Below are 3,936 nucleotides of genomic sequence, written 5' to 3' on the forward strand. Positions count from 1 at the left end.
GGAGGTTGGCGGAGTTGCGGGGCTGCATAGGCGTCATGTTCATAGAAAAACGCCCCAGGCCATCGAGACCCAGGGCGGTGAAGATATCAAAGACCCGTTTTCCGGTAAATCGCAATGCGGCTCCGCTTAAGTGAACAGCATTGCGCTCATCTGAGCGGGCCTTTCGAATTTGGCTCCTCCTACTGGACTTGAACCAGTGACATACGGATTAACAGTCCGCCGTTCTACCGACTGAACTAAGGAGGAATAGTTGGTGCCCAGAGACGGAATCGAACCGCCGACACGGGGATTTTCAATCCCCTGCTCTACCGACTGAGCTATCTGGGCAACGGCGCGCATTAAACCCTTTCTGGACTGAGGTGTCAACCACAGGCCGCAGATTGATGTACCGTTCGCTCGATATCCGAGCAATCTTCCCGTGATTGGACCGGTTTCCCCGTTTTAACCATGAAAAGAGGGGGGCCTGTGGGACAGGGGGGGGCCGACGGCCAGCAGAACATCATGAAGGGGGGCGAGCTGCCTGACGTGCCGAGGGCTGCCCGCTGGCGCCAAGCCGGGAGAGGCGCCAGTTATCTTGGCCCATCGATTGAGCCTGCCGCGCTCTGCGGGTATGCTTTGCCGCACTCATCCCCTGGCCATGGTCCGGGCCGACGCGGCTGGCAGGGGTGACATCCATCCAACATCGCCTGGGGTTTATATGAATACCAATATGCAAGAGTGGCGCGAAGAGACCGCCGCCATCGTCAACGAGCTGCTGGCCGATGGCAGCAACCCGGATCTGGATTACGAGATTGAGCACCACTTTGCCTGCCAGAAGTTCGATCTGCTGGAGAAGGCGGCGGTCGATCTGTTCAAGGCCGGTTTCGAAGTGACCGACGCCGAGGAGATGGAGCTGGACGACGGCGCTACCATCTTCTGCTTCGACGCCATGGTGGAGTGCAAGCTGGATATCGACACCATCGTCGCCGACATCGAGAAGATGCTGCCCATCCTCGAGAAATACGGGGTGGACTACGACGGCTGGGGCACCTACTTCCAGGAGTAAGTGCCCCAGATCATGCACGCTTTGCAAAAACAACAAGGCCACCCTCGGGTGGCCTTGTTGTTGCTGGCTTACTGCTCCGGCAGCTGGTAGCTGCGGGCAAAGTCGGCCGGTGGGAGGGGGCGGCTGAACAGATAGCCTTGCAGCCGATCGCAACCTACCTGCACCAGCCAGGCCTGCTGCTCCGGTGTCTCCACCCCTTCGGCGGTGATCTTGATGCCAAGCTCATGGCCCAACCCGATGACGGAACGCACGATGGCGGTGGTGGCCTGGTTGGTGGCCAGCCCCTGGGTGAAGCTTTTGTCGAGCTTGAGGGTCGCCACCTGCAGCCTGGGAAGATAGGCGAGGGAGCAGTAGCCGGTGCCGAAGTCGTCGATGGCGAGCTGGAAGCCCGCCTCGATGAGGCTGGCCAGGTTGCTCTCTATCTCGTCGGCATTCTCCATCAGCACCCCTTCGGTGATCTCCAGCTCCAGTTGCCAGGGGGCGAGCCCGTGGCGCGCGATGCAGTCGAAGATCTGCGGGCAGAGCTCGGGATCGCGGAACTGCAGGGGCGAGAGGTTGATGGAGAGCACCAGATCCGGGGCCGCTACCTGCCAGCGGGCAAGCTGGGCACAGCCGAGCTCCAGCATCAGCTGGCCGAGCTGGCCGATGAGCCCCAGCTCCTCCGCCAGCGGAATGAACTCGTCGGGGGAGATCATGCCGAATTCGGGATGGGGCCAGCGGCAGAGCAGCTCAGCCCCGTGCAGCCGGTTGCTGTGGGTACAGATGATGGGCTGGTAGACGGCGGTCAGCTCGGCGGACTTGATGGCGAGTGGTAACTGGGCGGCGATGAGCTGGCGGCGCTTGAGCTTGGCATCGAGTGCGGGGTCGAACAGGGTGCAGTGCTGCTGCTGGCGCTTGCCCTGGGCCAGGGCGGCCTCGGCGTGGCTCAGCAGACGCTCGGCATCCTTGGCCTTGCCATGGGCGATGCCGAGAAACACCGGGATCTGGATCCTGTGTTCTTCCACCTGATAGGGCGTCATCAGCTCCTGCTGCAGGTTGCGGCTCCACGCATCCAGAGAGAGGGGGAGCTCGGGCAGCAGCAGGGCGAAGTCATCCGCCGCGACCCGACAGAGCAGGGACTGGGGCGGCGCCAGTCGTTGCAGGCGGCGGGCCACCTGGCTCAGCAGGCGGTCGGCGACCCGGATACCGAAGCGATCGTTGATCTCGCGAAAATGTTGCAGATCCACCAGCAGCAGGCTGGCCTTGCGGGCGCCCAGATGACGGCTGGTCTGGAGGAAGTGGGAGAGCTTGAGCAGGCCGGTCAGGCTGTCGTAGTGCTGCTCCTGCTGCAACTGGGCCTGGGTGGTGCGCAGCCCGGTGATGTCGCGGCTCAGGGTAAGGATGCCGAGGGAGTTGCCCTCGTCATCCGGCACCTCGACCCGGGTGACCTCCAGATGGCGGCCTCTGCCCTGGGCATCCACCACGCAATACTCCCCCTGACCCAGGGTTTGTTCGACGGGCAGCCGGGGCGGGACGCGCCGACCCAGAGCCTCGCTTGCCACCAGCCCCATGAAGTCGAGAAAGGCCTGGTTGCAGTCGATGAGCACGCCCTGGTGATCCTCGAGACGGATGAGGTCGGGAATGGCATCCAGCAGGCGGCGTTGCAGCAACTGCTGCTGGCGGAAGGTTTGCTCCAGCTCCTTGCGCTGATCGATGGCGCTGACCATGGCAAACAGGGCGATGGGGTCGCCGTGCTCGTCATACAGGGGAACCTTGTTGATCTCCATCCAGCTGGCGCCTTCGCCGCTGTGGCAATGGAGCTGCTGGTGCAGCAGGGGTTTGCCGTCGGCCAGCAGGCGGTCATCTTCCTCCCGGAATACATCCCCCCAGGGCATCTCGGCATCGCTCTTGCCAATGAGTTCGCTCGGGTCTTGCAGGCCGGCTTCCCTGGCGAATGCCTTGTTGGCAAACAGGTACCGTCCGTGCTTGTCCCGGCAGAAGATATTCATGGGTAACTGGTCGATGATCTGCTGCAGCAGCGCCAGGGAGAGCGAAGAAGTCACGAGAGCACTCACGGGGGAGACTTCGAGCAAATCTATGATAACAGGTGGGTTTTGTAAAGCCTGGGTTAAGAGTACGCCATTTGTGCGGATCCCTGCTGACAGCCTGTGTCGCGATCGCCATAATAGCCGCCGGTTGGCCTATGGCCTTATGGATGAGAGAAGCAGCATGAAGAAGATAATGGGGGGCGCCCTGGCCCTGTTGATGGTGGGTTGTGCGAGCGACAACAACGGCGGCGAGCAGTATCGCTATACCCCGCCGGTTGCCAAGGCAACCAACAACACCCAGGAGATGGCGATCCCGGTGGATCTGGTGTGGGCCCGTGCCGAGAAGTGGTTCGGCGATCACGGCCTGAACATCGAGAACAGCCAGCGTGGTGCCGGTCTGATGACCGCCAACGTGGAAAACTCGGCCGATGGTCTGGAGTGGCTGGATTGCGGCACCATGGGGTCCAAGGTGGCGCTGGGCAACCCCAACCTGCAGATCAACCTGATCATCACCCAGAGCGGCAACAACAGCGTCGCCACCGTGAACGTCAAGGGCAATACCCAGCTCTACTTCGTCGAGTCCTCCGGCGAGCGGGTACTGGCTCCCTCCATCACCCCGGTGTGCGTCTCCCGCGGCAGCCTGGAACAGAGCCTGTTCTCCACCCTCGGCAACTGATCCTGCCGGGTATCATGAAAAACCCCGTTGCGTGCAACGGGTTTTTTTTAGGTTCTTCGCGGGATCTTGGGGAAGTGGAAGTTGACAGACAGGGTGCTGGTAAACTGGCTGTCTCCAAACACACCACCACCATCACCCTGCTGTCGCCGTGCATCATATTGATATTGCCTCCTTCTGGCCAGGTTATA

At 61.7% G+C, this 3,936-nt stretch carries 3 protein-coding genes and 2 tRNA genes; 2 read left to right on the top strand and 3 right to left on the bottom strand.

Annotated features, from left to right (window positions below; all coding sequences use genetic code 11):
• Positions 1-170: 170 nt before the first annotated feature.
• Together J9889_RS18505 and J9889_RS18510 are read right to left on the bottom strand one after the other, a co-directional pair.
• Positions 171-246, bottom strand: a tRNA-Asn gene (locus J9889_RS18505).
• A 5-nt stretch (positions 247-251) separates the two neighbouring features.
• Positions 252-327: transfer RNA gene (locus J9889_RS18510), tRNA-Phe, on the bottom strand.
• A 382-nt stretch (positions 328-709) separates the two neighbouring features.
• On the opposite strand from J9889_RS18510, the gene rraB reads away from it, so the two are divergent.
• On the top strand, positions 710-1,045 hold the full coding sequence (gene rraB / locus J9889_RS18515) for a ribonuclease E inhibitor RraB (protein WP_010675493.1): 336 nt from the start codon (positions 710-712) through the stop codon (positions 1,043-1,045).
• 68 nt (positions 1,046-1,113) lie between these two features.
• On the opposite strand, the gene J9889_RS18520 is transcribed toward rraB, so the two are convergent.
• Positions 1,114-3,087 (bottom strand): EAL domain-containing protein, encoded by a 1,974-nt coding sequence (locus J9889_RS18520; protein WP_039040163.1) that lies wholly within the window; start codon positions 3,085-3,087, stop codon positions 1,114-1,116.
• 166 nt (positions 3,088-3,253) lie between these two features.
• On the opposite strand from J9889_RS18520, the gene J9889_RS18525 reads away from it, so the two are divergent.
• Positions 3,254-3,748: a hypothetical protein gene (locus J9889_RS18525; protein ID WP_029314787.1), complete on the top strand. Its 495-nt coding sequence runs from the start codon at positions 3,254-3,256 to the stop codon at positions 3,746-3,748.
• The last annotated feature ends 188 nt before the right edge of the window (positions 3,749-3,936 follow it).

The organism is Aeromonas sp. PrichA-15, from assembly GCF_017939245.1.
In the GTDB taxonomy this organism is placed as follows: Bacteria; Pseudomonadota; Gammaproteobacteria; order Enterobacterales; family Aeromonadaceae; genus Aeromonas; species Aeromonas caviae.